Annotated in this window: 21 protein-coding genes, 1 tRNA gene and 2 rRNA genes; 4 read left to right on the top strand and 20 right to left on the bottom strand. The window is 53.0% G+C overall.

Annotated elements, in window-relative coordinates:
* The first annotated feature begins 13 nt into the window (after positions 1–13).
* The 3 genes from rrf (INT84_RS19210) to rrf (INT84_RS19200) all read left to right on the top strand — a co-directional run bounded on the left by rrf (INT84_RS19210) (position 14) and on the right by rrf (INT84_RS19200) (position 373).
* Positions 14–129: ribosomal RNA gene (rrf, locus tag INT84_RS19210) — 5S ribosomal RNA — on the top strand.
* A 14-nt stretch (positions 130–143) separates the two neighbouring features.
* Positions 144–219 (top strand) — tRNA-Thr (locus tag INT84_RS19205).
* A gap of 38 nt (positions 220–257) precedes the next feature.
* Positions 258–373, top strand: a 5S ribosomal RNA gene (rrf, locus tag INT84_RS19200).
* A gap of 132 nt (positions 374–505) precedes the next feature.
* Here the strand turns inward: rrf (INT84_RS19200) and INT84_RS19195 are convergent.
* The 7 genes from INT84_RS19195 to INT84_RS19165 all read right to left on the bottom strand — a co-directional run bounded on the left by INT84_RS19195 (position 506) and on the right by INT84_RS19165 (position 9,751).
* Positions 506–1,264, bottom strand: a complete 759-nt coding sequence (locus tag INT84_RS19195; protein ID WP_176920168.1) for an amino acid ABC transporter ATP-binding protein — start codon at positions 1,262–1,264, stop codon at positions 506–508.
* A gap of 7 nt (positions 1,265–1,271) precedes the next feature.
* The gene (locus INT84_RS19190) at positions 1,272–2,375 is read right to left on the bottom strand and encodes an amino acid ABC transporter permease (RefSeq protein WP_194208072.1); all 1,104 of its coding nucleotides are present in this window, start codon (positions 2,373–2,375) and stop codon (positions 1,272–1,274) included.
* Positions 2,376–2,384: 9 nt separating this feature from the next.
* Complete coding sequence (locus INT84_RS19185) at positions 2,385–3,566, bottom strand: amino acid ABC transporter permease (RefSeq protein ID WP_194208071.1); 1,182 nt, start codon at positions 3,564–3,566, stop codon at positions 2,385–2,387.
* A gap of 69 nt (positions 3,567–3,635) precedes the next feature.
* Positions 3,636–4,661 carry an amino acid ABC transporter substrate-binding protein gene (locus tag INT84_RS19180; protein WP_194208070.1) on the bottom strand — a complete coding sequence of 342 codons (1,026 nt, stop codon included), beginning with the start codon at positions 4,659–4,661 and terminating at the stop codon, positions 3,636–3,638.
* A gap of 365 nt (positions 4,662–5,026) precedes the next feature.
* Complete coding sequence (locus INT84_RS19175; RefSeq protein WP_176920164.1) at positions 5,027–5,248, bottom strand: hypothetical protein; 222 nt, start codon at positions 5,246–5,248, stop codon at positions 5,027–5,029.
* 232 nt (positions 5,249–5,480) lie between these two features.
* Positions 5,481–8,594, bottom strand: coding sequence for an efflux RND transporter permease subunit (locus INT84_RS19170; RefSeq protein WP_194208069.1), 3,114 nt, complete (start codon positions 8,592–8,594; stop codon positions 5,481–5,483).
* Between the two features lie 11 nt (positions 8,595–8,605).
* Positions 8,606–9,751 carry an efflux RND transporter periplasmic adaptor subunit gene (locus tag INT84_RS19165; protein WP_194208068.1) on the bottom strand — a complete coding sequence of 382 codons (1,146 nt, stop codon included), beginning with the start codon at positions 9,749–9,751 and terminating at the stop codon, positions 8,606–8,608.
* A 363-nt stretch (positions 9,752–10,114) separates the two neighbouring features.
* Between INT84_RS19165 and envR the strand changes: the two genes are divergently transcribed.
* Complete coding sequence (gene envR / locus INT84_RS19160) at positions 10,115–10,765, top strand: acrEF/envCD operon transcriptional regulator (RefSeq protein WP_194208067.1); 651 nt, start codon at positions 10,115–10,117, stop codon at positions 10,763–10,765.
* Between the two features lie 17 nt (positions 10,766–10,782).
* Here the strand turns inward: envR and INT84_RS19155 are convergent, their stop codons facing one another.
* The 13 genes from INT84_RS19155 to INT84_RS19095 all read right to left on the bottom strand — a co-directional run bounded on the left by INT84_RS19155 (position 10,783) and on the right by INT84_RS19095 (position 23,811).
* Positions 10,783–12,843 carry a bifunctional diguanylate cyclase/phosphodiesterase gene (locus INT84_RS19155; protein ID WP_194208098.1) on the bottom strand — a complete coding sequence of 687 codons (2,061 nt, stop codon included), beginning with the start codon at positions 12,841–12,843 and terminating at the stop codon, positions 10,783–10,785.
* A 146-nt stretch (positions 12,844–12,989) separates the two neighbouring features.
* Positions 12,990–13,151 (bottom strand): DUF2556 family protein, encoded by a 162-nt coding sequence (locus INT84_RS19150; RefSeq protein ID WP_194208066.1) that lies wholly within the window; start codon positions 13,149–13,151, stop codon positions 12,990–12,992.
* A gap of 185 nt (positions 13,152–13,336) precedes the next feature.
* The gene (gene fis / locus INT84_RS19145) at positions 13,337–13,633 is read right to left on the bottom strand and encodes a DNA-binding transcriptional regulator Fis (protein WP_000462905.1); all 297 of its coding nucleotides are present in this window, start codon (positions 13,631–13,633) and stop codon (positions 13,337–13,339) included.
* 24 nt (positions 13,634–13,657) lie between these two features.
* Positions 13,658–14,623 carry a tRNA dihydrouridine synthase DusB gene (dusB, locus tag INT84_RS19140; RefSeq protein WP_194208065.1) on the bottom strand — a complete coding sequence of 322 codons (966 nt, stop codon included), beginning with the start codon at positions 14,621–14,623 and terminating at the stop codon, positions 13,658–13,660.
* Between the two features lie 363 nt (positions 14,624–14,986).
* Complete coding sequence (locus INT84_RS19135; protein WP_194208064.1) at positions 14,987–15,727, bottom strand: carbonic anhydrase; 741 nt, start codon at positions 15,725–15,727, stop codon at positions 14,987–14,989.
* A gap of 164 nt (positions 15,728–15,891) precedes the next feature.
* Positions 15,892–16,773, bottom strand: coding sequence for a 50S ribosomal protein L11 methyltransferase (gene prmA, locus INT84_RS19130; protein ID WP_194208063.1), 882 nt, complete (start codon positions 16,771–16,773; stop codon positions 15,892–15,894).
* Positions 16,774–16,784: 11 nt separating this feature from the next.
* Positions 16,785–18,236: a sodium/pantothenate symporter gene (gene panF, locus INT84_RS19125; RefSeq protein ID WP_194208062.1), complete on the bottom strand. Its 1,452-nt coding sequence runs from the start codon at positions 18,234–18,236 to the stop codon at positions 16,785–16,787.
* Positions 18,226–18,468 carry a YhdT family protein gene (locus tag INT84_RS19120; RefSeq protein WP_194208061.1) on the bottom strand — a complete coding sequence of 81 codons (243 nt, stop codon included), beginning with the start codon at positions 18,466–18,468 and terminating at the stop codon, positions 18,226–18,228. The genes panF and INT84_RS19120 overlap by 11 nt, the downstream gene beginning before the upstream one ends.
* Positions 18,469–18,865: 397 nt before the next feature.
* On the bottom strand, positions 18,866–20,215 hold the full coding sequence (gene accC, locus INT84_RS19115) for an acetyl-CoA carboxylase biotin carboxylase subunit (RefSeq protein WP_176920154.1): 1,350 nt from the start codon (positions 20,213–20,215) through the stop codon (positions 18,866–18,868).
* 10 nt (positions 20,216–20,225) lie between these two features.
* On the bottom strand, positions 20,226–20,696 hold the full coding sequence (accB, locus tag INT84_RS19110) for an acetyl-CoA carboxylase biotin carboxyl carrier protein (RefSeq protein WP_176920153.1): 471 nt from the start codon (positions 20,694–20,696) through the stop codon (positions 20,226–20,228).
* Between the two features lie 413 nt (positions 20,697–21,109).
* Positions 21,110–21,709, bottom strand: coding sequence for a protein-methionine-sulfoxide reductase heme-binding subunit MsrQ (gene msrQ, locus INT84_RS19105; RefSeq protein ID WP_194208060.1), 600 nt, complete (start codon positions 21,707–21,709; stop codon positions 21,110–21,112).
* A complete protein-coding gene (gene msrP / locus INT84_RS19100) occupies positions 21,710–22,714 on the bottom strand; it encodes a protein-methionine-sulfoxide reductase catalytic subunit MsrP (protein WP_194208059.1) in 1,005 nt (334 codons plus the stop codon).
* A gap of 122 nt (positions 22,715–22,836) precedes the next feature.
* Positions 22,837–23,811: an MDR family oxidoreductase gene (locus INT84_RS19095; RefSeq protein WP_194208058.1), complete on the bottom strand. Its 975-nt coding sequence runs from the start codon at positions 23,809–23,811 to the stop codon at positions 22,837–22,839.
* Between the last annotated feature and the right edge of the window lie 137 nt (positions 23,812–23,948).

Below are 23,948 nucleotides of genomic sequence, written 5' to 3'. Positions count from 1 at the left end.
TAAACAGAATTTGCCTGGCGGCAACAGCGCGGTGGTCCCACCTGACCCCATGCCGAACTCAGAAGTGAAACGCCGTAGCGCCGATGGTAGTGTGGGGTCTCCCCATGCGAGAGTAGGGAACTGCCAGGCATCAAATTAAGCGTGCTGATATGGCTCAGTTGGTAGAGCGCACCCTTGGTAAGGGTGAGGTCCCCAGTTCGACTCTGGGTATCAGCACCAGTTTTAAGGTTAAAGTTCGGCGCTAAGAAAAGAATTTGTCTGGCGGCAGTAGCGCGGTGGTCCCACCTGACCCCATGCCGAACTCAGAAGTGAAACGCCGTAGCGCCGATGGTAGTGTGGGGTCTCCCCATGCGAGAGTAGGGAACTGCCAGACATCAATCAAATAAAAAGGCCATCCGAAAGGATGGCCTTTTTGCGTTTAGCCTGGTGAAAAAGCCCGGCGATACAAGCCTGTGCTTAGCCGAAACAGGCCCGATAAGCAGAAACCCATCGGGCCAACAGAACCTTAGTGAATCACCTGAGACAAAAAGGCGCGTGTACGTTCAGATTTCGGCCGGGCAAAGAACTCATCCGGCGGTGCCTGTTCCACGATCTCCCCGCGATCCATAAATATCACGCGATCCGCGACGGTACGGGCAAAACCCATCTCATGCGTGACGCATAGCATCGTCATGCCGGACTGCGCTAGTCCGATCATAGTATCCAGTACCTCTTTCACCATTTCGGGATCGAGCGCGGACGTCGGCTCATCAAACAGCATAATTTTAGGCTTCATACACAGCGATCGCGCAATGGCGACACGCTGCTGCTGCCCGCCGGAAATCTGGCCAGGAAATTTATGCGCGTGCTCGGCAATTCGTACGCGCTCCAGATAATGCATTGCCAGTGCTTCCGCTTCTTTTTTCGGCATCTTACGCACCCAAATCGGGGCCAGAGTGCAGTTTTGCAGGACGGTTAAATGAGGAAAAAGATTGAAGTGCTGAAATACCATCCCCACTTCCTGACGCACCTTTTCGATATTGCGGATATCGTCGTTAAGTTCGATACCATCGACCACAATCCTGCCCTGCTGATGTTCTTCCAGGTGGTTAATACAGCGAATCGTTGTCGATTTACCTGAGCCGGAGGGGCCACAGAGGACGATACGTTCCCCTTGTTTCACCTTCAAATTGATATCTTTTAAAACATGAAACTGACCGTACCACTTATTGACGTTATCCAGCGTAATCATCGCGTCGGCAGGTTGCATTGTAATTTGGCTCATAAAATCCTCAGTGCGGTGTACGCCCGGTGTTAAAACGCTTCTCCAGATGCTGGCTATAGCGCGACATGCTGAAACAAAAGATCCAGTAGATCAGTGCGGCAAACACATACCCTTCTGTCGACATTCCAAGCCAGGCGGGATCGACTGTGGCCTGCTGCACGCTGCTAAAGAGATCGAACAGACCGATGATGATCACCAGGCTGGTATCTTTAAACAGCGCAATAATGGTATTCACAAGGCCGGGGATCACTAACTTCAACGCCTGAGGTAGAATCACCAGCGCCTGCGTTTTCCAGTAGCCGAGCGCCAGCGATTCTGCCGCTTCATACTGTCCTTTCGGCAACGCCTGTAAGCCGCCGCGTACCACTTCCGCCACATAGGCAGACTGGAATAAGATCACCCCGACCAGCGCGCGGATTAACTTATCAATGCTGGTCCCTTCCGCCATAAACAGCGGCAGCATGACCGATGACATAAACAGAACGGTAATTAGTGGTACACCGCGCCAGAATTCGATAAAAATGACGGACAGAATGCGCACCACGGGCATGGTGGAACGTCTGCCCAGCGCGAGCAGAATACCCAGTGGCAGGGCTCCGGCAATACCGACCGAGGCAATAATTAACGTTAACGTCAAACCACCCCAAAGTCGGGTTTCCACCCGTTCCAGCCCGGCAAAACCGCCATACAGCAGAAACCAGACGATGAGTGGATAAATCACTGCCCAGAGCGCGATATAACGTCCGCGCTGCGGCATTCCTTTCCAGAACATAATGGCAATGGAGATCAGGCCAATAATCAGCGCCAGATTAATACGCCAGCGCTGATCGTGTGGATAGAGTCCATACATAAACTGGCCGAAGCGCTGATGGATAAACACCCAGCATGCGCCTGCTTTCGTACAATCCGCCCGGGTTGTGCCGACCCAGTTGGCCTGCAAAAACGCCCAGTTCAGTAACGGCGGGATGAGCTCCCACATCAGCCACAGACAGACTATCGTCAGCAGGCTATTTGACCAGCTCGAAAATAGATTTTTTCGCACCCAGGTAATTGCCCGACCCGTTCTGGCATTGGTCGGGCGTGGAGGGTGAGACAGCAATGCTTTTGTCATTCCCGATCCTTAACGCTCAATCAGCGCAATGCGGCGGTTATAGATATTCATCAGCAGGGAGATGATGAGGCTGATAATCAGATAGACCGACATCGTGATAGCAATAGTTTCTATGGCCTGACCGGTCTGATTCAGCACCGTACCGGCGAAAAGGGAAACCATATCTGGATAACCTATCGCGGCCGCAAGCGATGAATTTTTGACAATATTAAGATACTGACTGGTGAGCGGAGGAATGATCACCCGCAGCGCCTGTGGAATAATCACCTGACGTAATGTGACCGGATTCGGCAGACCTAAAGAGCGCGCTGCCTCATGTTGACCGTGGGGAACGGCCTGGATCCCGGCACGAATAATTTCAGCAATAAATGTTGAGGTATATACCGACAACGCCAGCGTTAGCGCCGCCAGCTCGGGAATTAGCGCCATCCCGCCGCGGAAATTAAAGCCGCGTAATTCAGGGACGTCCCAGTGCAGTGCTGCACCAAATATCCAGTGCGCAGCCAGTGGCAGGACGATAAACAGTGTCAGGATGATCGGCCAGGAACGGCGCAACTGCCCGGTTTTAAGCTGATGCGCTTTGTTATAGCGATACAGGCCAACCGAGAGCGCGACAGCGAGCATGAGCGCAATAAGAAACGCGGCCAGACCTTCTGCCATTTGCGGAGCCGGAATATATAACCCGCGGTTGCTCAGAAAAACCAGTTCGAAGGCGTTAACCGCCTGCCGTGGACCGGGCAGATTGCGTAGTACGGCAAAATACCAGAAGAAAATTTGCAGCAGCGGTGGAATATTACGAAAGGTCTCGATATACACCGTGGAGATTTTACGCAGCAACCAGTTATCCGACAAACGAGCAAGGCCGAGAAAAAAGCCTAAAAAAGACGCGAAAACAATACACAGCGCAGACACCAGCAACGTGTTATATAGCCCGACGAGAAAAACCCGACCGTAGGTATCTCCCTGTTCGTAATCAATGAGATGCTGCACTATACCGAATCCGGCGCTGCGATCGAGAAACGCAAAACCAGACGTAATACCACGATTATTCAGGTTAGTTATCGTGTTATGGATTAAATACACCGCGATGCTGACCACAGCAACGATCGCGATAATCTGAAACAGCCAGGCACGAACCGCAGGGTTGGAAAAGGACCACGATCCTTTTACGGCTGGGCGGCGATGGGACATAAGCAAACCTCTGTTACCATGACTCTGGGCTGAGTGCCGCTGGCGCGGCACCCGTTACATCGCACTGTCTTAACGTACCGGCGGAGCGTACTGGATCCCGCCGTTATTCCAGAGATTGTTCTGACCGCGTTTAATTTTCAGCGGGCTTTCAGAACCCACGTTACGTTCGAAAACTTCGGCATAGTTACCGACTTTTTTGATAATGTTGTAAGCCCACTCATTATCCAGCTTCAGATCCTTACCGTAGTCTCCCTCTTTACCTAACAGGTGCGCCATATCTGGTGTGGCAGGATTTGCTGCTTTCTCATCCACGTTTTTCGAGGTGATGCCCATCTCTTCAGCATTCAGCATGGCAAACAGCGTCCAGCGCACGACGGCAAACCACTCATCGTCACCGCGACGCACCACCGGACCCAGCGGCTCTTTCGAGATCACTTCCGGCAGGACAAGCCATTCGGCAGGATTACTGAGCTTGATACGCAGGGCATAGAGTTGCGACTGGTCAGAAGCCAGCGTATCGCAACGGCCGGATTCCAGCGCTTTAGCCGATTCATCGGAACGATCGAAGGTGACAGGAGTGTATTTCATATTGTTGGATTTAAAATAATCCGCCACGTTCAGTTCAGTATCCGTCCCTGCCTGAATACATACCGTCGCACCATCGAGTTCTTTGGCGCTTTTCAGGCCGGCTTTATTGTGCGTCAGAAAACCGATACCGTCATAATACGTTACGCCAGTGAAAGCCATTCCCATGCCGGCATCGCGTGATGACGTCCAGGTGGTATTACGGGACAGCATATCCACTTCACCGGATTGCAGGGCGGTGAAACGTTCCTTCGCCGTTAGCGGGGTATATTTCACTTTGCTATCGTCACCAAACAGGGCAGCAGCAACGCCCCGGCAGATGTCCACATCAATACCGGTAAACTTACCGTCAGCATCCGCATAAGAAAAACCAGGCAGTCCGTCACTGATCCCGCACTGCACGAAACCTTTCTTTTTCACAGCATCAAACGTGGCACCCGCATGGGCCTGGCTGGTAACCGCGAAAAGCACGCTGGCAGCGGCCAGGCTGGCTAACATCATCTTTTTCATAAAGCATCCTGTGTGGCGAAAATTTATCGTTATATAGAGGCGTCCGGGACAGCGGCTGAACCCGGTCTGTGGCTGTGGCCATACTTTATAAAGCAAAGGTAGTGCCAGTTTTGCGTGCGCTGGAAAGCGAACACATCAGGCTGAGTGTAGAAGCAGGAAATGTGTTTTAGCGCCCCGGTCTGGTGCGAAAATGAAACGTATGCCACAAATCAGAGCAAAAATGTTTCATAAATGAGAGGCTGGTATCAGGTAATAAAGCGCGTGAATATAACGTTGCTACAGAAGCGTCGGTGGAGACGTGAAGAGCAGATTCTGGCGGTGAGAGGTAAAAGCAACAGCGCGGAAACGATCCGCGCTGTAGGGAGTTATTTTGTTAACGCGACAATCCCCAGCGTCAGGCCTGCAAGTGCAGCGGCCCCGCCAGCGACCGCGCCTGCGGTCTCCCAGTTATCCTGAGTTGTCCCTTTCATACAGGTATTCGTGTGCACCAGGCGGCCCTGATCGTCATAAACCGGTACGCACGGAGAATCATGAGCACAGCCCGCGAGAAAAGTAGTCAGCAGTGCAACGGCAATAAAGTTCTTCATGGTGTTACCTCTAAAAAAGCCTCGTTCAGCGCCGAAGGGTCGCGGCATCGGGCATTAAGGATATTTTACCATTCAACGTAATTAATGTTATGGGTGAAATACTCTCAAATTATTTGGTCTGTAAATATTATGGAGGGAGAGACAGCAAAACAGGGGGACTATGGAGAAATGATGAAGGCAAAACAAGAAAGGATAATCAACAAAGGCACCAGCGGTGCCTTTGTTGTGGTACTTACTTCGTGCGGCGGGCTGACCAGCCCCGGATAACCACAAAGAAGACGGGCACAAAGAAAATCGCCAGTAACGTTGCGGAGATCATACCACCCATTACCCCGATACCGACAGCATTTTGCGCGCCGCTACCGGCACCGCTGCTTTTGGCCAGCGGCAATACGCCGAGAATAAATGCCAGCGAGGTCATCAGGATAGGGCGCAGACGCATACGTGAAGATTCAATGGTGGCCTCTATAAGCCCCTTGCCCTCTTTCTCCATCAGCTCTTTGGCAAATTCAACGATCAGAATGGCGTTTTTCGCGGAAAGGCCGATGGTTGTTAGCAGCCCCACCTTAAAGTAAACGTCATTACTCTTATCAAAGAGGGTCGCCGCCAGCAGCACGCCGACAATCCCCAGCGGCACCACCAGCATTACCGAGAACGGAATGGACCAGCTTTCATAAAGCGCTGCCAGACACAGGAACACCACCACCATCGACAGTGCGATCAGCGCCGGGGCCTGGTCTCCGGATAGCCGTTCCTGATAGGACAAGCCCGTCCAGTCGTAGCCGATCCCGGCAGGCAGTTTCGAGGCTAAGCTTTCCATCAATGCCATCGCGTCGCCCGAACTTTTCCCTGCGGCAGGCTCACCGATAATTTCCATTGAAGGCAGGCCATTATAACGTTCCAGACGCGGCGAACCGTAGGCCCAGTGAGAGGTACTGAACGCGGAGAAGGGGACCATCTCATTGTTGGCACCACGGACATACAGATTGTTGATATCCGTTGGCAGCATACGGAATTTTGCATCGGCCTGAACGTACACTTTCTTTACACGGCCACGATCGATAAAGTCGTTCACGTAGGTTCCGCCGAGTGCCGAGGAAACCGTCTCGTTAATATCGGAGAGCGAGACGCCAAGCGCCTGAGCTTTCTCCTGATCAACATCCAGTTTGAACTGCGGCGTATCTTCCAGCCCGTTAGGACGCATATTTACCAGCGTGTCAGGATGCTGCATCGCCATACCCAAAAGCTGGTTGCGCGCCTGGGTGAGCGCAGCGTGACCAAGACCGGCCTGATCGATAAGCTCAAAGTCGAAGCCCGTACCGGTCCCCAGCTCTGAAATCGCCGGCATGTTGAATGGGATCACCCTGGCATCACGTATCTGATTAAGCGCAATCCTCGCACGTGTAATCACGGCCTGCGCGCTATTTTCCTTACCGCTACGCTGCTCCCATGGCTTCAGGCTGACAAACGCCAGACCGGCGTTCTGCCCCTGGCCACTAAAGCTAAAGCCGTTAACCGTAAAGACGCTCTGGACGTTTGCTTTCTCATTGTTCAGGTAGTAATTCGTCACCTGATCCATGACCTGCTGCGTGCGTTCCTGCGTCGCCCCGGCGGGGAGCTGAATCATCGTCATGAAGACGCCCTGATCTTCGTCCGGCAGGAAGGAGGTCGGCAGACGAACAAACAGTACCGACATGCCAACGACGATCAGCAGATAAATCACCAGGTAGCGACCGGTTTTACGCACAATGCCGCTTACACTATCGGTGTAATGGTTGACGCTGCCATCAAATAACCGGTTAAACCAGCCAAAGAAGCCGCCTTTATTGCCGTGCTTCTCAGGAGAAACGGGCTTAAGCAGCGTGGCACATAGCGCGGGCGTCAGGATCATCGCCACCAGCACCGAGAGCGCCATTGCCGAGACGATAGTGATGGAGAACTGGCGATAGATAGCGCCCGTCGAGCCGCCGGAAAACGCCATCGGCACAAAGACGGCGGACAGCACCATCGCAATACCCACCAGCGCGCCCTGAATTTGCGACATGGATTTCTCCGTCGCCTCTTTAGGCGGCAGATGCTCCTCATGCATCACGCGCTCAACGTTCTCAACCACGACGATGGCGTCATCCACCAATAGCCCTATCGCCAGCACCATACCGAACATCGTCAGGGTATTGATGGAGAAGCCGAAGGCGTCAAGGATGGCGAAGGTGCCCAGCAGCACAACCGGCACCGCAATGGTCGGGATCAGCGTGGCGCGGATGTTTTGCAGGAACAGATACATCACCAGGAACACCAGCACAATCGCTTCAAACAGCGTTTTGACCACTTCGCGAATAGAGATTTGCACGAAAGGCGTGGTGTCATAGGGATAAACCGTCTTCACGCCGTTCGGGAAGAAGGGTGCCAGTTCGGCCAGTTTACTTTTTACCGCGGCGGCGGTATCCAGCGCGTTTGCGCCCGTCGCCAGTTTAATCCCCAGACCTGTAGCTGGACGACCATTGATGCGGGTCACCATGTTGTAGTTTTCACCGCCAAGCTCAATGCGCGCCACATCTTTCAGGCGAACAACCGAACCATCGGCATTCACCCGCAGCGTCACGTTCCCGAACTCTTCAGGATCTTTCAGGCGTGTCTGGGCAATAATCGACGCGTTCAACTGCTGCCCTTTGACCGCAGGCGTGCCGCCGAGCTGGCCCGCAGCGATCTGGTCGTTCTGCACTTTAAGCTGATTAATGATATCAACCGGCGTCAGCTGATATTTATTCAGCAGATTGGCGTCCAGCCAGATACGCATCGCGTACTGTGCGCCAAACAACTGGACGTCACCCACGCCATTAAGGCGGCTGAGCGGGTCTTTGACGTTCGATGCCACATAGTCGGCAATATCTTCCTGCGTGATGCTGGGATCGTCAGAGACGAAGCCCGCCACCATCAGAAAGCTGCTGGTGGATTTCTTAACGGAAATCCCCTGCTGCTGAACTTCCTGTGGCAGTAACGGCATTGCCAGCTGGAGTTTATTCTGCACCTGCACCTGCGCGATATCCGGATCGGTACCTGACTCGAAGGTGAGGGTAAGCGTTACGCCGCCAGCAGAGTCGCTGGTTGAGGACATGTACATCAGGTTATCGATGCCGTTCATATTCTGTTCGATAACCTGCGTTACGGTATCCTGCACCGTCTGCGCGTCTGCGCCGGGATAGGTGGCCGAGACGGAAACCGCCGGTGGCGCGATCGTCGGATACTGCGCGACGGGCATTTGTAAAATCGCCATCACGCCTGCCATCATTAAAATGATGGCCAGTACCCACGCAAAAATAGGTCGTCTGATAAAAAAGTTAGCCATATGCGGTCGCCTTATTGTGCTGGTTTAACCGCAGGTTCATCATCGGCCACAGCCTTGACGGTAGCGCCCGGCGCGGCTTTCTGTAACCCGCTGACAATGACTTTGTCACCCACTTTCAAACCGCTACTGATCAACCACTTATCGCCAATCGCCTGCGGAGCCGTAACGTTACGCAGCTCAACTTTATTTTCACTATTGACCACCAGTACCGTGGCATCACCGCGTGGAGTACGGGTTACGCCCTGCTGTGGAACCAGGATGGCATCAGGCTGCACGCCTTCATCAATACGCGCGCGGACAAACATCCCCGGCAGGAGCTGATGTTGAGGGTTCGGGAAAATCGCCCGCAGCGTAATGGAGCCGGTATTTTCATCGACCGTCACATCAGAGAACTGAAGGGTGCCTTTCTCGGGGTAAGGCTGACCATTCTCCATCACCAGCTCAACGCTGCTGGCCTCATTGCCTTTCTGTAGGCTGGCCTGCTTGAGGCGCATAAAATCATTGCTCGACTGCGTCACATCGACGTAGATAGGATCTAACTGCTGTACGGTGGCCAGCGCATTGGCCTGACCGTTCGTCACCAGCGCGCCTTCCGTTACGAAAGATTTACCGATGCGACCGCTAATCGGTGAGGTGACTTTGGTGTATGCCAGGTTAATACGCGCGGTTTCAACCGCCGCTTTTGCTGCCAGAATACCAGCGTCGGCCTGACGAGCATCCGCCACCGCCTGATCGTATTCCTGCTGGCTGATGTATTTGGTTCCCAGCAGCGACGCGTAGCGTTTTACCGTCAGATGGGCGATGTTAGCGGCGGCTTCACTTTTCGCGAGATCGCTTTTTGCGCTGTCATAAGCGGCCTGATACGTCGCCGGATCGATCTGATAGAGCGATTGCCCAGCCTCAATGTCGCTGCCTTCCGTAAAATTACGCGACAGGATGATGCCGTTCACCTGCGGGCGGACTTCGGCGATACGAAACGCGGTGGTGCGGCCTGGCAGTTCAGTTGTGACTGTCAAAGGGGCGCTTTTCACAACATGAACTGTGACCTGCGCAGCCGGTAACTGCGGCTGTTGTTTCCCTTGATCATCACACCCTGCAAGCAGCGCGGCAGAGATGATTAAACCGGAAAGGAGTGTAGTCCTGGCGTGGATCGTCATTGCTGTTCCTTAAAAACCGAAAACCAGATTCGCCGAAAATCGGTGAAAGAAAAGGATTAATAAAAAAGCAGATGGTATCCTACAAATAATCATCGCTGGATGTAAGAAATACTTATTTATTGAGCATGCTCACGGCACATAAAAGCAAAAAACGTGCGCGATGGTGACACTAATTTAATACCGGGAGTGATATGTTGTATTCATGTGGTGAATATAATTACAAAATGTATTCCCTCCAATTATTTTTATTGCCCTTTTTTTTGTGTAAAAATATTCCTCTGTGTCATTAATAATGCTTATTAATACGTAAATATTAATATCGTTGAGTAGTCATTGTATTCGTTGTGTTGAGGGCGACATCCTATGGCGAGGAAAACAAAAGCAGAAGCACTCAAGACCCGACAGATGCTGATCGAGTCTGCTATTGAACAGTTCGCACTGAATGGGGTGGCAAACACCACGCTGACGGACATTGCAGATGCCGCAGGCGTCACGCGCGGTGCAGTCTACTGGCACTTCACCAGCAAAATTGACATCTTTAATGCTATCTGGGAGCAGCAGGCACCGTTGCGGGATATCATTTGTCACCAGACCAAAGAAGATGTTCATGCTAATCCGCTAATCCATTTACGTAACCAGTTTGTTACCGCATTACAATATATTGCAGCGGATACGCGTTTGCGCGCACTCATGCAAATTTTGTATCACAGATGCGAATTTATTGATGACATGATGCCTGAAGAACAAATTCGCCAAAAATTCGGATTTAGTTACGAAAATGTGCGCCAGGTGTTAAAGGAGTCAATAGCGATGGGCGTGCTTCCGGCAGATATTAATATCAACATTGTGTTAATTATGTTGCATGGTTTTTTTAGCGGTGTAATAAAAAACTGGCTAATGGCACCGGAGAAGTTTGACCTTTATCTCCATGCGCCAGAGCTGGTGGATAATATTATGCTGGCCGTGAAGGCCACATCCACCCGCCCGGTGATTAAGGAAGCCATCGCCTGCTAAAAGGAGACAGGGCACGGCTATTTCCGGCCCTGGGTAAATCCCATGACCGCGTCTGCGGTTACCGGTTTGCCGAGTAAATAGCCCTGTAACGTATTGCAGCCCAACGCTGTCAGAAACTGCTGCTGCATCTCCGTTTCCACGCCTTCCGCGACAACTTTCAGATCCAGCGTCTTCGCCAGCGCGACAATCGCGGAGACGATGGTGACATCTTCTCCTTCACCGCTAAGCTCATTAACAAACGCCTTATCAATCTTCAGCTCGCAGGCAGGCAGACGTTTAAGGTAGAGCAGACTGGAGTAGCCGGTACCAAAATCATCAATTGACGCTTTGACGCCCAGCTGGGTAAGGGCGGTAAGTATGCGCACACTTTCATCCGGATTGCTCATGGCCGTCGTTTCTGTCACTTCCAGGATCAGCATTTCCGGGGAAACCTTATGGCGCTCAAGGCTATCCATTACCGTCTTCACCAGCGAGGGTTGCTCAAACTGTAGCGTCGAAAGATTCACTGCGACCGACCAGTCCGTGTTGCCCTGTAAATGCCACTCGCGCAATTGCCGGCAGGCTTCGTCGATAACCCAGTTTCCAACAGGCACAATGAGACCCGTTTTTTCTGCCAGAGGCAGGAAAATGTCCGGCGTTAAAAGCCCCTGCTTAGGATGCTGCCAGCGGAGCAGGGCTTCAAAACCGATAACCGGACCCGCCGGAGCCTGAAATTTGGGCTGATAATAGAGCCGCAGCTCTTCTCGCTCCATCGCCTGCCATAAGTCATTCATCAGTTGCAGTTGCGTCTGCGCCAGGTGATTCATTGACGGCTGAAAAAAATGATAGCCATTACGGCCCATATGTTTGGTGTGATACATCGCCGCATCCGCGTTAAACATCAGTTCGCGTTCATCCTGACCATCGTAAGGATAGAGCGTGATGCCTACGCTAAGCGTCACCATAATTTCATACGGCTCCAGATTGAATGGCCGATCAATCACGCTTACCAGCGCGCTCGCCAGCGAAGCCGCTTCTTCAGGCGTTTTACTTTCCGCAAGCAGGACAAACTCATCGCCGCCAATCCGCGCCAGCGTATATTGCCCTTTCAGGATAGCGTGCAGGCGTGCGGTGACGTCGATGAGCAGCTTGTCGCCGATGTCATGTCCGTAGCCATCGTTTACATTCTTAAAGCCATCCAGATCCATAAACATCAGCGCAAACGTCGATGCTTCACGATCTGCTTTACGGATCGCCTGTTCAAGACGGTCCTGCAACAAAATGCGGTTGGGTAAACGCGTTAATGTATCGTGGAGCGCCATTTCAGCCAGTTCACGATTGGCCTGCGCCAGCGAGGATGCCAGCAAAGAGGTGCGAGCCTGCAAGCGGGCGTCGAGCATTGAAACGATCAGCGTAATGGCCAGAATAGCCAGCGCCATCACGCTGACCAGCACGGCGAGCCAGTTGCCGTTCATGCCCTGATGCAGGGCATGCGTATGGGGAGAAAAATGCGCGGCCATCATGCCGGTATAGTGCATGCCAGCAATCGCAACTCCCATCAGCAACGCGGCACCGGCGCGCAAAACGGCAACCTGTGCGGCCTCGCGGCGAAGCCTGAACGTAAGCCATAGCGCAATCAGCGAGGCCAGCATAGCAATCAGTATCGAAACCCCCACCCAGAAAAGATCCCAGACGACAGGCTCTGAGACCTGAAGGGCGGCCATACCGGTGTAATGCATAGTGACGATGCCCGTACCCATAATCAGGGCACCGGGCAGCAGACGGCGGAGTCGTAGCCGCTCGGTGCTGACCAGCCAGAGGGCGAAAAGGGACGAACTGATGGCAATACCTAACGAGAGCGTCGTCAGAACAGGATCGTAACGCTGGCTCATGGTCAGTTCCATCGCCAGCATGCCAATAAAGTGCATCGCCCAGACGCCGGTTCCCATTGCGAAGCCACCGCCAACCAGCCAGATGTAAGCGATTTTACCGGCAGAATCGGCCACTCTTCCTGCCATGTTCAGGGCAGTGTAAGACGCCAGAATGGCAACGATAAAAGAGACAACAACGAGGATTTGGTCGTAGTGGTTAACCGGCATCATGTCTTAAACTCATTCGCAGTGGAACGTTCAGGCAATACCTGTTTGAGGGGGCAAAGACATTATCACTGTCCTGGGATAGCGCAAAGGAATTTTACTCCGCGCTTTTTATGCGGAAAACGCCGCGTGATCAGGGACGCCAGGCGCTAGATATCACTACAATTCACCAGTTTCAACGGATTAACGGAGTCCATGTTCCGGCATTTGGCGTTTTCCGTCATCAACCACTCGATCCACTGCACGATCAAGGCGTCGAAAACAAAAATAAAAACGGCAAACACAATCAGCCATCCATATTTACGAACCATTGCGTCATCCTGCGATCGGGAGCGAAGTGCAGGCAATATACACGAAAAAAGGGTAAGGGAAAGGAGAAGCGCAGGACTTTACTTATGCCGGGTGAGGAGCGGATTTTTGCGGGCAAAAGGCAATAAAAAAGGCGCTTCCCCATGCCGAAGAGCGCCTTTTAAAACAAACATTTAACTGATTAGTATCAGTTCATGCCGTATTTTTTCAATTTTTTACGCAGCGTACCACGGTTGATACCCATCATCAGGGCAGCGCGGGTCTGGTTGCCACGGGTGTATTGCATCACCATGTCCAACAGGGGCTGTTCTACTTCAGCCAGTACCAGCTCGTAGAGGTCATTAACATCCTGACCGTTCAGTTGAGCAAAATAGTTCTTCAGTGCCTGTTTAACCGAGTCACGCAGGGGCTTTTGAGTCACCTGGTCCTGAGAGTTAACGGTAGAAACGGTCAGTACGTCAGAATTTACGCGTTGTTCGAACATAGTTCTGTTAGCTCTTTATTTCTATTACGCAAGATTTTCGAAGTATGCCTCCAACGCCTCCAGCTGTTCGCTGGCATCATCTATGGCGTTGAATGTGCGCCGAAACTGGTCATCTGGCGCGTGCTCCTGAAGATACCAGGAGACGTGTTTACGCGCAATTCGGTACCCTTTTGCCTGGCCGTAAAAGTCATGCAGTTCCCGAACATGCGTGCAAAGTAAGCGCTTAATCTCTGCCAGAGGCAGAGGGGGCAGCAACTTCCCAGTGTCCAGATAGTACTGGATTTCCCGAAAGATCCAGGGTCTTCCCTGAGCTGCGCGGCCTATCATCAGGGCATCAGCCCCTGTATAGTCGAGAACAGCTCTGGCTTTGAGCGGGTCAGTAATGTCACCATTCGCGATGATCGGAATGGAAACTTTCTGCTTAACCGTCCGAATACTGTCGTACTCAGCGTCTCCGTTAAACAAGCAGGCGCGTGTGCGTCCGTGAATAGTCAGAGCCTGAATGCCACAGTCTTCAGCCAGTTGGGCAATTTCTACGCAGTTACGGTGTTCTGGAGCCCATCCGGTACGAATCTTTAGCGTCACAGGAACGTCCACCGCCTTCACAACACTGAGCAGGATAGACTTCACCAGCTCCGGATATTGTAGCAGGGCTGAACCTGCAAGCTTACGATTCACCTTCTTCGCCGGGCAGCCCATATTGATATCAATAATCTGAGCGCCACTTTCCACGTTAATTCGTGCGGCTCCGGCCATCTCTTCAGGATCGCTCCCGGCAATTTGCACGGTGCGAATTCCTGGCTCATCGACATGCACCATCCGTAAACGGGACTTGTCGCTCTCCCAAACCTGCGGGTTGGAGGACATCATCTCGGAAACGGTTAACCCTGCTCCCATCTCATAGCACAGCGTCCTGAAAGGTCTGTCAGTAATGCCAGCCATCGGTGCTGCGATCAGGCGATTTCTGAGCTGGTGATGTCCGATACGCATGAGTTAAGAAATGACCACTCTGTGACTGCAAGGCGGCGTATATTACGCATTTTTCGCAAGAGATGAAAGGCCAAACTTTGACCAATCCTCTGTCCTGGATCAAGGAAACCCGCTCACTAAGCGACAGCATTTAAAATATAGACTAATAATCAATAAGTTATCAGCATTTGATTAATTAGTGCTCTTTTCTATTTTCCTTAATTTCAGTAACATTTATTCGTCATATAAGGGGAAAATAGCGCATAACATGCTGAATTAATAGTCAGATACGGCGCTTTTCTGCGAGCTGGCTCTCATTTTTAGGTAACGATGCTGAAGGGTTGCACTACCGCCGGGCGGAGGCGAGCGCCTCCGCCCGCTGTTTTATTCGATAACTACCCGGCCATGTAATGGTTGAGTGGGGCGATTATTATGGTGGTGCATAGTATCGGTAAATTGCTTCAACTGCTGTTCGGACAGCGTGACAGGCGTCTTCAGGACCAGCCAGCTCACCCCTTCAGAACAGGGCGGCGTCGTGAGCGAGCCGCTGAAGCGATAGTGTGTTTTATCCTTTGGCAGGAGCCCATTGATATCGATTCCCTTCTCTAAAGGCTGCGGCTGGTCGGCCTGGGCAGGCATCGCCTTCCAGAGCTTCGCCAGCTCGCTATTGGCTTTGCCCGTGGTGAACATCACCGCCACAACGGCAACTTCACCTTCGGCATTTTTATGCACCAGGTGCATTTCCATCGGGTAGTGCTTGCCGTGTATCGTGTTTTCGGCGGGTGCATGAAAGTGGAGTTGCTGAAGCGTATAAACTACCCCGTCAATTTTTATGCTGTCTTTCGCCCCGTCAGCGAAATTAGCCTGCACGGTATGCCCGTTATTGATAATGCTGACCGGGCCGTCGATGTAGCTATTTTTTAGCGGGTTAATATGCGCTTTATAAGTGGTGTTGATATCAATCGGAGACTGGTTCATCCCCTGCTGGCAAAGCTGGTTTTCAGCGCTAACTTCACTCCAGTGCTCAGGTGAGCCTTCGCCTTCATAGCCCCAGTGGGAAGCCATGGCAAGGCCGGGCAGGAGGTTTACCAGTAAAATAGCGGCAGGATATAGTGAACGTTTCATGGTTTATCATTTCCCTGATAAAGATTGAATTGATTTATAAAATCAAACGATTAGCAAGGCATTATAACCTTTAAAACGCAGGGGATAATGATAAAAAATGTGATATCAATGAGGAGTGATGACGGCACAACGTGACCAGGACGGTCACGCTGTGCGTGCAGAGATTACTGTTTACGCCCGGTGATCCGGCACCACTCTTCTTTCTCAACGACGGGATCGAGCGTGAAGAGACTGGCATAGGCTTCGCAGACGCTTTCGGCCTGAGTGGCGAGAATACCCGACAGTCCCAGCAATCCTCCCTGGACCGGCAGCACGCTGATGAGCGGCGCAAGCTCACGTAGCGGGCCTGCGAGGATGTTGGCGACCACCACGTCCGCCTGCATGGTTTCCGGCTGATCCTGCGGCAGATAGAGCTCAAGGTGCTCAGAAACACCGTTACGCTCGGCGTTAGCGCGGCTGGCCTGGATAGCCTGCGGATCGATATCAATACCGATGGCCTTTGCCGCGCCCAGTTTTAGCGCCGCAATGGCCAGAATGCCGGAGCCACAACCAAAATCGATCACTGTTTTACCGCTGAGATCCAGCCCGTCCAGCCACTGTAAACACAGTGAAGTCGTGGGATGCGTGCCGGTACCAAACGCCAGACCTGGATCGAGCATCACGTTGACGGCGTTTTCGTCGGGCACCTCGCGCCAGCTCGGGCAGATCCACAGGCGCTCGCCGAAGCGCATCGGGTGAAAGTTATCCATCCATTCACGCTCCCAGTCTTTATCTTCCAGCTGCTCGATTTTATGGATAAAACCGGCACCCAGCAGCGGATGCAGTTCCAGCGCGGCAACCACCTCTTTCATATCGGTTTCCGCATCAAACAGACCGATAACATCGGTATCGCCCCACAGACGTGTTTCACCCGGCAGCGGTTCAAATACTGGCGTGTCATGCGTGTCCTGGAAGGTAATGGACACCGCACCGGCTTCCATCAGCGCATCGCTCAGTTCTTCGGCATTCGCGCCGGTTGTATTTAGTTTCAGTTGGATCCACGGCATGGCAAAACTCTTTATTTATCAGAAGAAATGACGGCTGCTTGCGGTACAGGATGACCGAAACGGTTACCTACCACAAACGCCAGCAAACTTAACAGTAATGCAGGGACGATCGGATGAAAGCCCAGATACTGAATATTAAAGGAGGCGAGTGCAGCATAAAGCACCCCGCCAACTATCATCGCGCTTAGCGCGCCTGCGGCATTGGCGCGCTCCCAGTACAGCCCCAGCACCAGCGGCCACAGGAAAACCGCTTCCAGCCCGCCGAAGGCCAGCAGGTTCAGCCAGATGATCATCTCAGGCGGACGCCATGCGGCAAGTAGTAGCAACGCGCCCAGAATCAGCGTAATTACCGCCGACATACGTTTAAGCCGACGTTCGTTTTGCAACTGTTCCGGACGCACATTCAGATACAGATCTTTAATGATAGTCGCAGAACTTTGCAGCAACTGGGCGTTAATGGTCGACATAATTGCTGCCATGGGTGCGGCGAGGAAAATCCCGGCGGCAAACGGTGGCAGGACGTTGACCATTAACGTCGGAATCACCAGATCCGGCACCGTCAGGTTGGGGATCACCGCGCGTCCCAGCGCGCCGGCCAGGTGCATGCCGAACATCAAAATCGCCACGACGATAGTGCCAATAATGATCCCGCGATGAACGGCTTTACTGTCTTTATAGGAGATACAGCGCACGGCGGTGTGCGGCAGGCCGATTACGCCAAAACATACCAGCACCCAGAAAGAGGTCATAAAGGTCGGCGAGAGAATATCCTCCGCGCCCTGAGGGGAAACCAGCTTCGGATCGATAGTTTTCAGCGTTTCAACCGCATGGCCCAGGCCGCCAGCCGCATGTACCACGCCTACCAGCAATACAATGGTGCCGATCAGCATGACCATACCCTGTAAGGTATCGTTGAGCACGCTGGCGCGAAATCCGCCGAAAGCGGTATAGAGCGCGATGCTAACCCCGAAGATCAGCAGGCCGGTTTCATAGGGTATGCCCGCCGCCGTCTCCAGCAAACGCGCGCCGCCGATAAACTGTACCGTCATCGCGCCGACAAACGCGACCAGCAGACTCAGGCTTGCCAGCCAGACCAGCAGACGGCTACGGTAACGGGCAAACAGCATATCGTTCAGCGTTACGGCATTATAACGGCGGGCAAGGATAGCGAATTTTTTGCCGAGAATACCGAGCGAGAGCCAGATAGCAGGGAGCTGAATCATCGCCAGCAGTACCCAGCCCAGCCCGTATTTATACGCCGCGCCGGGGCCGCCGATAAATGAGCTGGCGCTGATATACGTCGCCGTCAGCGTCATCGCCAGCACCACGCCGCCCATTGAGCGGCTGCCGAGGAAATACTCGTTTAAAAAATTGCCCGTTGCCCGTTTACGCATGGCATAAACCGACACGCCAAACACGATCAATAGATACGCGATAAGCGGCAGGATCACTTCAGGCTGCATCGTCATCCTCCAGCGAAATATCGCGATAGATAAATTTTACCATCGCCCAGCACAGCACAATAAAGACCAGTGGGATCAGCAGACAGGCCATCTCAAACCAGTGCGGCAGACCGGTTATCCCCTGTGCCGAACTGGGTAAGTAAGCGCCCACCAACCATGCGGCAAGGTAAAGAAGCGTTAACCACAGCGCCCAGCGCGCCTCTTTATGAGCCTGAGCAAAACGTTTATTCATAGCTTTCCAGAGTCAGAAATGTCGTTATTCTGCGGTGATTGTACGGATAGAGAGGGTATTACCCAAAGATTTTCCGCTCTATCCGGCGAGGATACAGCGGAAAGAGGAGGTTAACTATTCAAATGGAGGGCGAGCAGATGCCGCACACCGTGATACTCGCCTGCCAGCAGGTCGGGATTATCAGCAGCACAGTAGCGAGTCACGCGCACAGTAGAGCAGCCAACGACATTCCTGACAAAAGCGATGAAGAGCGTGCTACGGGGGCTCAGGTTTATTTAACCGGGCGAAACAATCGGTTACTGCTCATCCCATCAAATAAAAACGCCAGGCTGTAATAAACCGCCTGGCGTTAATCATATGGCTGTCAGGCGCGGCGAACCGCGCCAACGCTCATCCATTACTTTTCCTGCAAGCCGAGTTTTTTCTCCAGATAGTGAATGTTGGTTCCACCATTCTGGAAGTGCTCGTCGTTCATGATGCGCGTTTGCAGATCAACGTTGGTTTTAATACCGTCGATGATCAGCTCCTGCAACGCATTTTTCATGCGGGAAATAGCGATGTCACGGGTTTCTCCGTAACAAATCAGCTTACCGATCATTGAGTCATAATACGGCGGTACGGTATAACCGGCGTAAATATGAGACTCCCAGCGCACACCAAAACCGCCTGGCGCGTGGAAGCGGGTAATTTTACCCGGGCTCGGCAGGAAGGTGTTCGGGTCTTCGGCGTTGATACGGCATTCAACCGCATGGCCTCTTACCTGAACTTCGTCCTGCTTGATCGACAGCGGCTGACCCGCAGCAATACGTAACTGTTCTTTGATCAGGTCAACGCCGGTGATCATTTCGGTAACCGGGTGCTCAACCTGAATACGGGTGTTCATCTCAATGAAGTAGAACTCACCGTTTTCAAACAGGAACTCAAACGTACCCGCGCCGCGATAGCCGATATCCACGCATGCTTTCGAGCAACGCTCGCCGATGTAGCGACGCAGTTCCGGCGTGATGCCCGGCGCTGGCGCTTCTTCAACGACTTTCTGGTGACGGCGCTGCATAGAGCAGTCGCGTTCTGCCAGATAGATAGCGTTACCCTGACCGTCAGCCAGCACCTGAATTTCGATGTGGCGTGGGTTCTCCAGGTATTTTTCCATGTACACCATGTCGTTGCTGAATGCCGCTTTGGCTTCAGCTTTGGTCATGGAGATGGACTGCGCCAGTTCAGCGTCGCTGCGCACAACGCGCATACCGCGACCGCCGCCGCCACCAGACGCTTTGATAATCACCGGGTAGCCAATGCGTTTGGCATGGGCGCGGTTAAGATCCATATCGTCGCCCAGCGGGCCGTCAGAACCCGGAACGGTCGGTACGCCAGCTTTCTTCATGGCGGTGATCGCGGACACTTTGTCGCCCATCAGGCGAATCGTCTCGGCTTTCGGACCGATGAAGATAAAGCCGGAGCGTTCAACCTGCTCGGCAAAGTTGGCGTTCTCAGAGAGGAAGCCGTAACCCGGATGGATTGCCACCGCGCCGGTGATTTCAGCGGCGCTGATGATAGCCGGGATGTTCAGATAGCTTTTCACAGACGGAGCAGGGCCGATACAAACGGTCTCATCCGCCAGCAATACGTGTTTTAAATCGCGATCCGCAGTGGAGTGTACCGCGACAGTCTTGATGCCCAGCTCTTTGCAGGCACGAAGAATACGCAGTGCGATCTCGCCACGGTTAGCGATGACAATTTTATCCAGCATGTTCGCCTCGTTACTCGATGACGACCAGCGGCTCGTCAAATTCTACCGGTTGCCCTGTTTCGAGCAGAATAGCTTTCACCACGCCCGCTTTGTCGGCTTCGATCTGGTTCATCATTTTCATTGCTTCAACGATGCACAGGGTGTCGCCCACATTCACTTTTTGGCCCACTTCGATGAACGCTTTGGCGTCCGGGCTTGGGGTGCGGTAGAACGTACCGACCATTGGGGAACGTACGATGTGACCACTGATTTCTGCCGCTGCTGGCGCTTCCATGGAAGGAGCCGCCGCTGGAGCTACAGCGTTAGACAAAGCTGGCTGCTGCATAACGGGCGCAGCATACGCCTGTTGCATCACTGGAAAACCAGCGTTCGGCGCAGCACGACTGATGCGTACTGACTCTTCGCCTTCAGAAATTTCCAGTTCGGAGATGCCTGATTCTTCAACCAGCTCGATCAGTTTTTTAATCTTACGAATATCCATGAGTGGGTTCCGTACTCTTTGTTTAGTGTGATTGTGACAGGCTTGTTATCGCCGTCTGTAAAGCATAAAAATAACCGGTTTCTTACGGTCAATGAGGAGTAAAACCCCTCGTTGCCGCCCGGTTACCGGGCAGATCCGCTATCAACCATTCACATGGAAAATAGCTGAGTAGCCAGCTATTGTGTCGCCATCGTCGGCTATTGTCCGGCAAAAAACAAAATATACCTTCAATGCGCAATTGTCACCTTTTCGGGGTGATAAATCCCCGGTCAGGAAAATTGAAGTCGCACATTATAACGAGTTCGTAGCATTTCGCAGCTAAATACTGGTCTTATCAGAGAAGATAATCAACCGTGTTCGCTCTGAGAGGCGTGACAGAGGGAAGATCTGCGGGAAACTGCACATTTTCAACACTAACGCAGCCATTGACGGAACTTTTTGTAACGCCACGCTAAAAGCAGCAGTGCCAGCCCCGCATAAATCAGCGGCTGCGGTGACAAAATCTTCACTGACCACAGATAATGTACCGGGGCGAGGATCGCCACAAGATAGATGCAGTTGTGCACCTTTTGCCAGCGGCGGCCTAATTTTCTCTGCATAATCTGAGGAGAGGTAATCGCCAGCGCCAGCAGGATAAGCCAGCTTATCCCGCCCAGCGTAAGATAAGGGCGGGTCACCAGCTCTTGTCCCAGCAGCGACAGATTATTGATACCCAGTTCCAGTAGCGTATAGCTGGTTAAATGCAGCGTAGCCCAGGCAAAGCACCATAAGCCTAAAAGGCGACGCGTGCGTATCAATAATGGCTGTTTAGCGTATCGTGTCAGCGGCGTGACGAGCAAGGTCGCCAGCAGTAATTTCAGAGCCATCCTACCGGTAAAATGCTGAATATCCTTGGCCGGGTCGGCGCTAAAATAACCCTGCGACGCTGCCCAGAACAGCCATACCAGCGGCAAAAAGGCGGCCAGATGCAGCACCACTTTCAGCCAGACGATCTGTTTTGCCGTTAATCGCACCTAAAAACTCTCCCGCAGGTCTAAACCTTTATAGAGCGATGCCACCTGATCGGCATAGCCGTTAAACAGCAGCGTCGGCTGGCGCTTGACGTCAAGTACGCCGCCGGAACCGATAAAGCGTTCCGTCGCCTGCGACCAGCGGGGATGATCGACGTGAGGATTCACGTTGGCGTAAAAACCATACTCATCCGGTGCTGAGAGATTCCACGTTGTCGGCGGGCGTTCACGCGTGAGCGTAATACTGACGATCGATTTGATCCCTTTGAAACCGTATTTCCATGGCACGGTAAGACGGACTGGCGCACCGTTTTGCGGCGGCAGTGCTTTACCATACACGCCGGTCGTCAACATGGTTAGAGGGTGCATCGCTTCGTCCAGCCTCAATCCTTCGACATAGGGATACTTCAAACCGCCGCCGATAAAACGATCCTTCTGACCCGGCATTTGCTCCGGCGAATAAATCGTTTTAAACGCCACATACTTCGCGTCGCTGGTGGGCTCGACCAGGGCCAGCAGTTTATGCAGCGGAAATCCGATCCACGGCACCACCATTGACCAGGCTTCTACGCAACGCATCCGGTAAATGCGCTCCTCCAGCGGAAAGCGTTTTGTCAGATCGTCATGATCGAGGGTGAGGGGTTTAGCCACCTCGCCATCAATTTTCAGCGTCCACGGATCGGTTTTCAGACTGCCCGCATTGGCGGCGGGATCGGCTTTATCCAGCCCGAATTCGTAGAAGTTGTTATAGCCCGTGACTTTATCTTCTGGCGTGAGAGGAAGTTTACTTTGCCACTCAGCGGGACGCGTAAAATCCAGCGGCTTACCGGACGGTGCCGGGGGACGATCGTGGCCTTTAAACCAGTCCAGCAGATCGGCTCGCGCCATCGAAGGCACGCTAAGGGTGGCCGCGCTGATACCCAACGCTTGCAGAACCTGGCGGCGCTGCATAAAAAAAGCCGATTCGGCGGTGACATCGGCTTCAGTAAAGCGACGTACTTTCTTCATAACGGACTCCCGGCGAGTACGCCATCAGCAGAACGGCAGCGGCGCACTTTCAATCATGGCAGGGAGTCTGTCAGCGCGCGAGAAAATTGGTTAATTAAATGTAAATTTCTGCGCGCATCCGGTTACTTCACTTTAACCAGCGTACGCCCCTGTGCCTGGTTATTAATGATGGCTTCAGCCAGTTTCGGCGCTTCATCAAGAGTGATTTCCGTGGTCGCCTGCGTGTAGAACGTTTCCGGCAAATCCTGCGCCAGGCGACGCCATGCTTCGGCGCGTCGTGCGGCGGGAGCCATAACCGAATCGACGCCCTGCAAGCGTACATTGCGCAGGATAAACGGCATTACGGTCGTGGGCAGCGCAAAGCCGCCCGCCAGACCGCAAGCCGCGACGCAGCCGCCGTAGTTCATTTGCGCCAGCACTTTCGCCAGCACCTTATCGCCCACGGTATCAATCGCGCCAGCCCAGAGCTGTTTTTCCAGCGGACGCGTTTCGGCAAATTCATCGCGCCCCAGAATGCGGCTGGCACCGAGATTACGCAGATAGTCATGCGTGCTTTCGCGACCGGAAACGGCCACCACCTGATAACCCAGCTTATGCAACAGCGCTACCGCGGTGCTACCGACGCCGCCGCTGGCACCGGTCACGAGGATTTCACCACTATGAGGACGGATCCCCGCTTCTTCCAGCGCCATCACGCAGAGCATTGCGGTAAAGCCAGCAGTGCCGATAATCATTGCCTTACGGTCGTTGAGACCTTCCGGGAGTGCCACCAGCCAGTCGCCCTTCACGCGAGCGCGTTCAGCCAGGCCGCCCCAGTGATTTTCTCCCACGCCCCAGCCGGTTAGCACCACTTGCTGACCCGGATGAAAGCGGGGATCTTCGCTGGCGTGAACCATTCCGGCGAAGTCGATCCCTGGCACCATCGGAAACTGGCGGATGATTTTGCCTTTACCCGTGATGGCCAGTGCATCTTTATAATTCAGGCTGGACCACTGAATATCTACGGTGACGTTGCCTTCCGGTAGCTGGTTGTCATCGATGTTTTGCACCGATGCGAGCGTTTTTCCTTCCTGCTGTTCTAAGAGTAAAGCCTGCATAATCCGCCCTCACTTGCCCAATGATTAGAAATACTACTCAGCAGACTATACTCGTTAATCAAAATACGATGCCGACTTTACGCAATAAATTGCCAGATCCCTCAGGTTTGATAGTATTCACAGTTCATCTGCGAGTT

Source organism: Superficieibacter sp. 1612_C1, from assembly GCF_015234305.1.
Classification (GTDB): Bacteria; Pseudomonadota; Gammaproteobacteria; order Enterobacterales; family Enterobacteriaceae; genus Superficieibacter.
The sequence above is the reverse complement of the archived record's forward strand: the minus strand, read 5'-3'. Positions and strand labels throughout refer to the sequence as shown.

Bases quoted from the DNA above. Each gene is read 5' to 3' on its own strand.
- INT84_RS19195 (WP_176920168.1), bottom strand. From the start codon at position 1,264: ATGAGCCAAATTACAATGCAACCTGCCGACGCGATGATTACGCTGGAT.
- INT84_RS19190 (WP_194208072.1), bottom strand. From the start codon at position 2,375: ATGACAAAAGCATTGCTGTCTCACCCTCCACGCCCGACCAATGCCAGA.
- INT84_RS19185 (WP_194208071.1), bottom strand. From the start codon at position 3,566: ATGTCCCATCGCCGCCCAGCCGTAAAAGGATCGTGGTCCTTTTCCAAC.
- INT84_RS19180 (WP_194208070.1), bottom strand. From the start codon at position 4,661: ATGAAAAAGATGATGTTAGCCAGCCTGGCCGCTGCCAGCGTGCTTTTC.
- INT84_RS19175 (WP_176920164.1), bottom strand. From the start codon at position 5,248: ATGAAGAACTTTATTGCCGTTGCACTGCTGACTACTTTTCTCGCGGGC.
- INT84_RS19170 (WP_194208069.1), bottom strand. From the start codon at position 8,594: ATGGCTAACTTTTTTATCAGACGACCTATTTTTGCGTGGGTACTGGCC.
- INT84_RS19165 (WP_194208068.1), bottom strand. From the start codon at position 9,751: ATGACGATCCACGCCAGGACTACACTCCTTTCCGGTTTAATCATCTCT.
- envR (WP_194208067.1), top strand. From the start codon at position 10,115: ATGGCGAGGAAAACAAAAGCAGAAGCACTCAAGACCCGACAGATGCTG.
- INT84_RS19155 (WP_194208098.1), bottom strand. From the start codon at position 12,843: ATGCCGGTTAACCACTACGACCAAATCCTCGTTGTTGTCTCTTTTATC.
- INT84_RS19150 (WP_194208066.1), bottom strand. From the start codon at position 13,151: ATGGTTCGTAAATATGGATGGCTGATTGTGTTTGCCGTTTTTATTTTT.
- fis (WP_000462905.1), bottom strand. From the start codon at position 13,633: ATGTTCGAACAACGCGTAAATTCTGACGTACTGACCGTTTCTACCGTT.
- dusB (WP_194208065.1), bottom strand. From the start codon at position 14,623: ATGCGTATCGGACATCACCAGCTCAGAAATCGCCTGATCGCAGCACCG.
- INT84_RS19135 (WP_194208064.1), bottom strand. From the start codon at position 15,727: ATGAAACGTTCACTATATCCTGCCGCTATTTTACTGGTAAACCTCCTG.
- prmA (WP_194208063.1), bottom strand. From the start codon at position 16,773: ATGCCGTGGATCCAACTGAAACTAAATACAACCGGCGCGAATGCCGAA.
- panF (WP_194208062.1), bottom strand. From the start codon at position 18,236: ATGCAGCCTGAAGTGATCCTGCCGCTTATCGCGTATCTATTGATCGTG.
- INT84_RS19120 (WP_194208061.1), bottom strand. From the start codon at position 18,468: ATGAATAAACGTTTTGCTCAGGCTCATAAAGAGGCGCGCTGGGCGCTG.
- accC (WP_176920154.1), bottom strand. From the start codon at position 20,215: ATGCTGGATAAAATTGTCATCGCTAACCGTGGCGAGATCGCACTGCGT.
- accB (WP_176920153.1), bottom strand. From the start codon at position 20,696: ATGGATATTCGTAAGATTAAAAAACTGATCGAGCTGGTTGAAGAATCA.
- msrP (WP_194208059.1), bottom strand. From the start codon at position 22,714: ATGAAGAAAGTACGTCGCTTTACTGAAGCCGATGTCACCGCCGAATCG.
- INT84_RS19095 (WP_194208058.1), bottom strand. From the start codon at position 23,811: ATGCAGGCTTTACTCTTAGAACAGCAGGAAGGAAAAACGCTCGCATCG.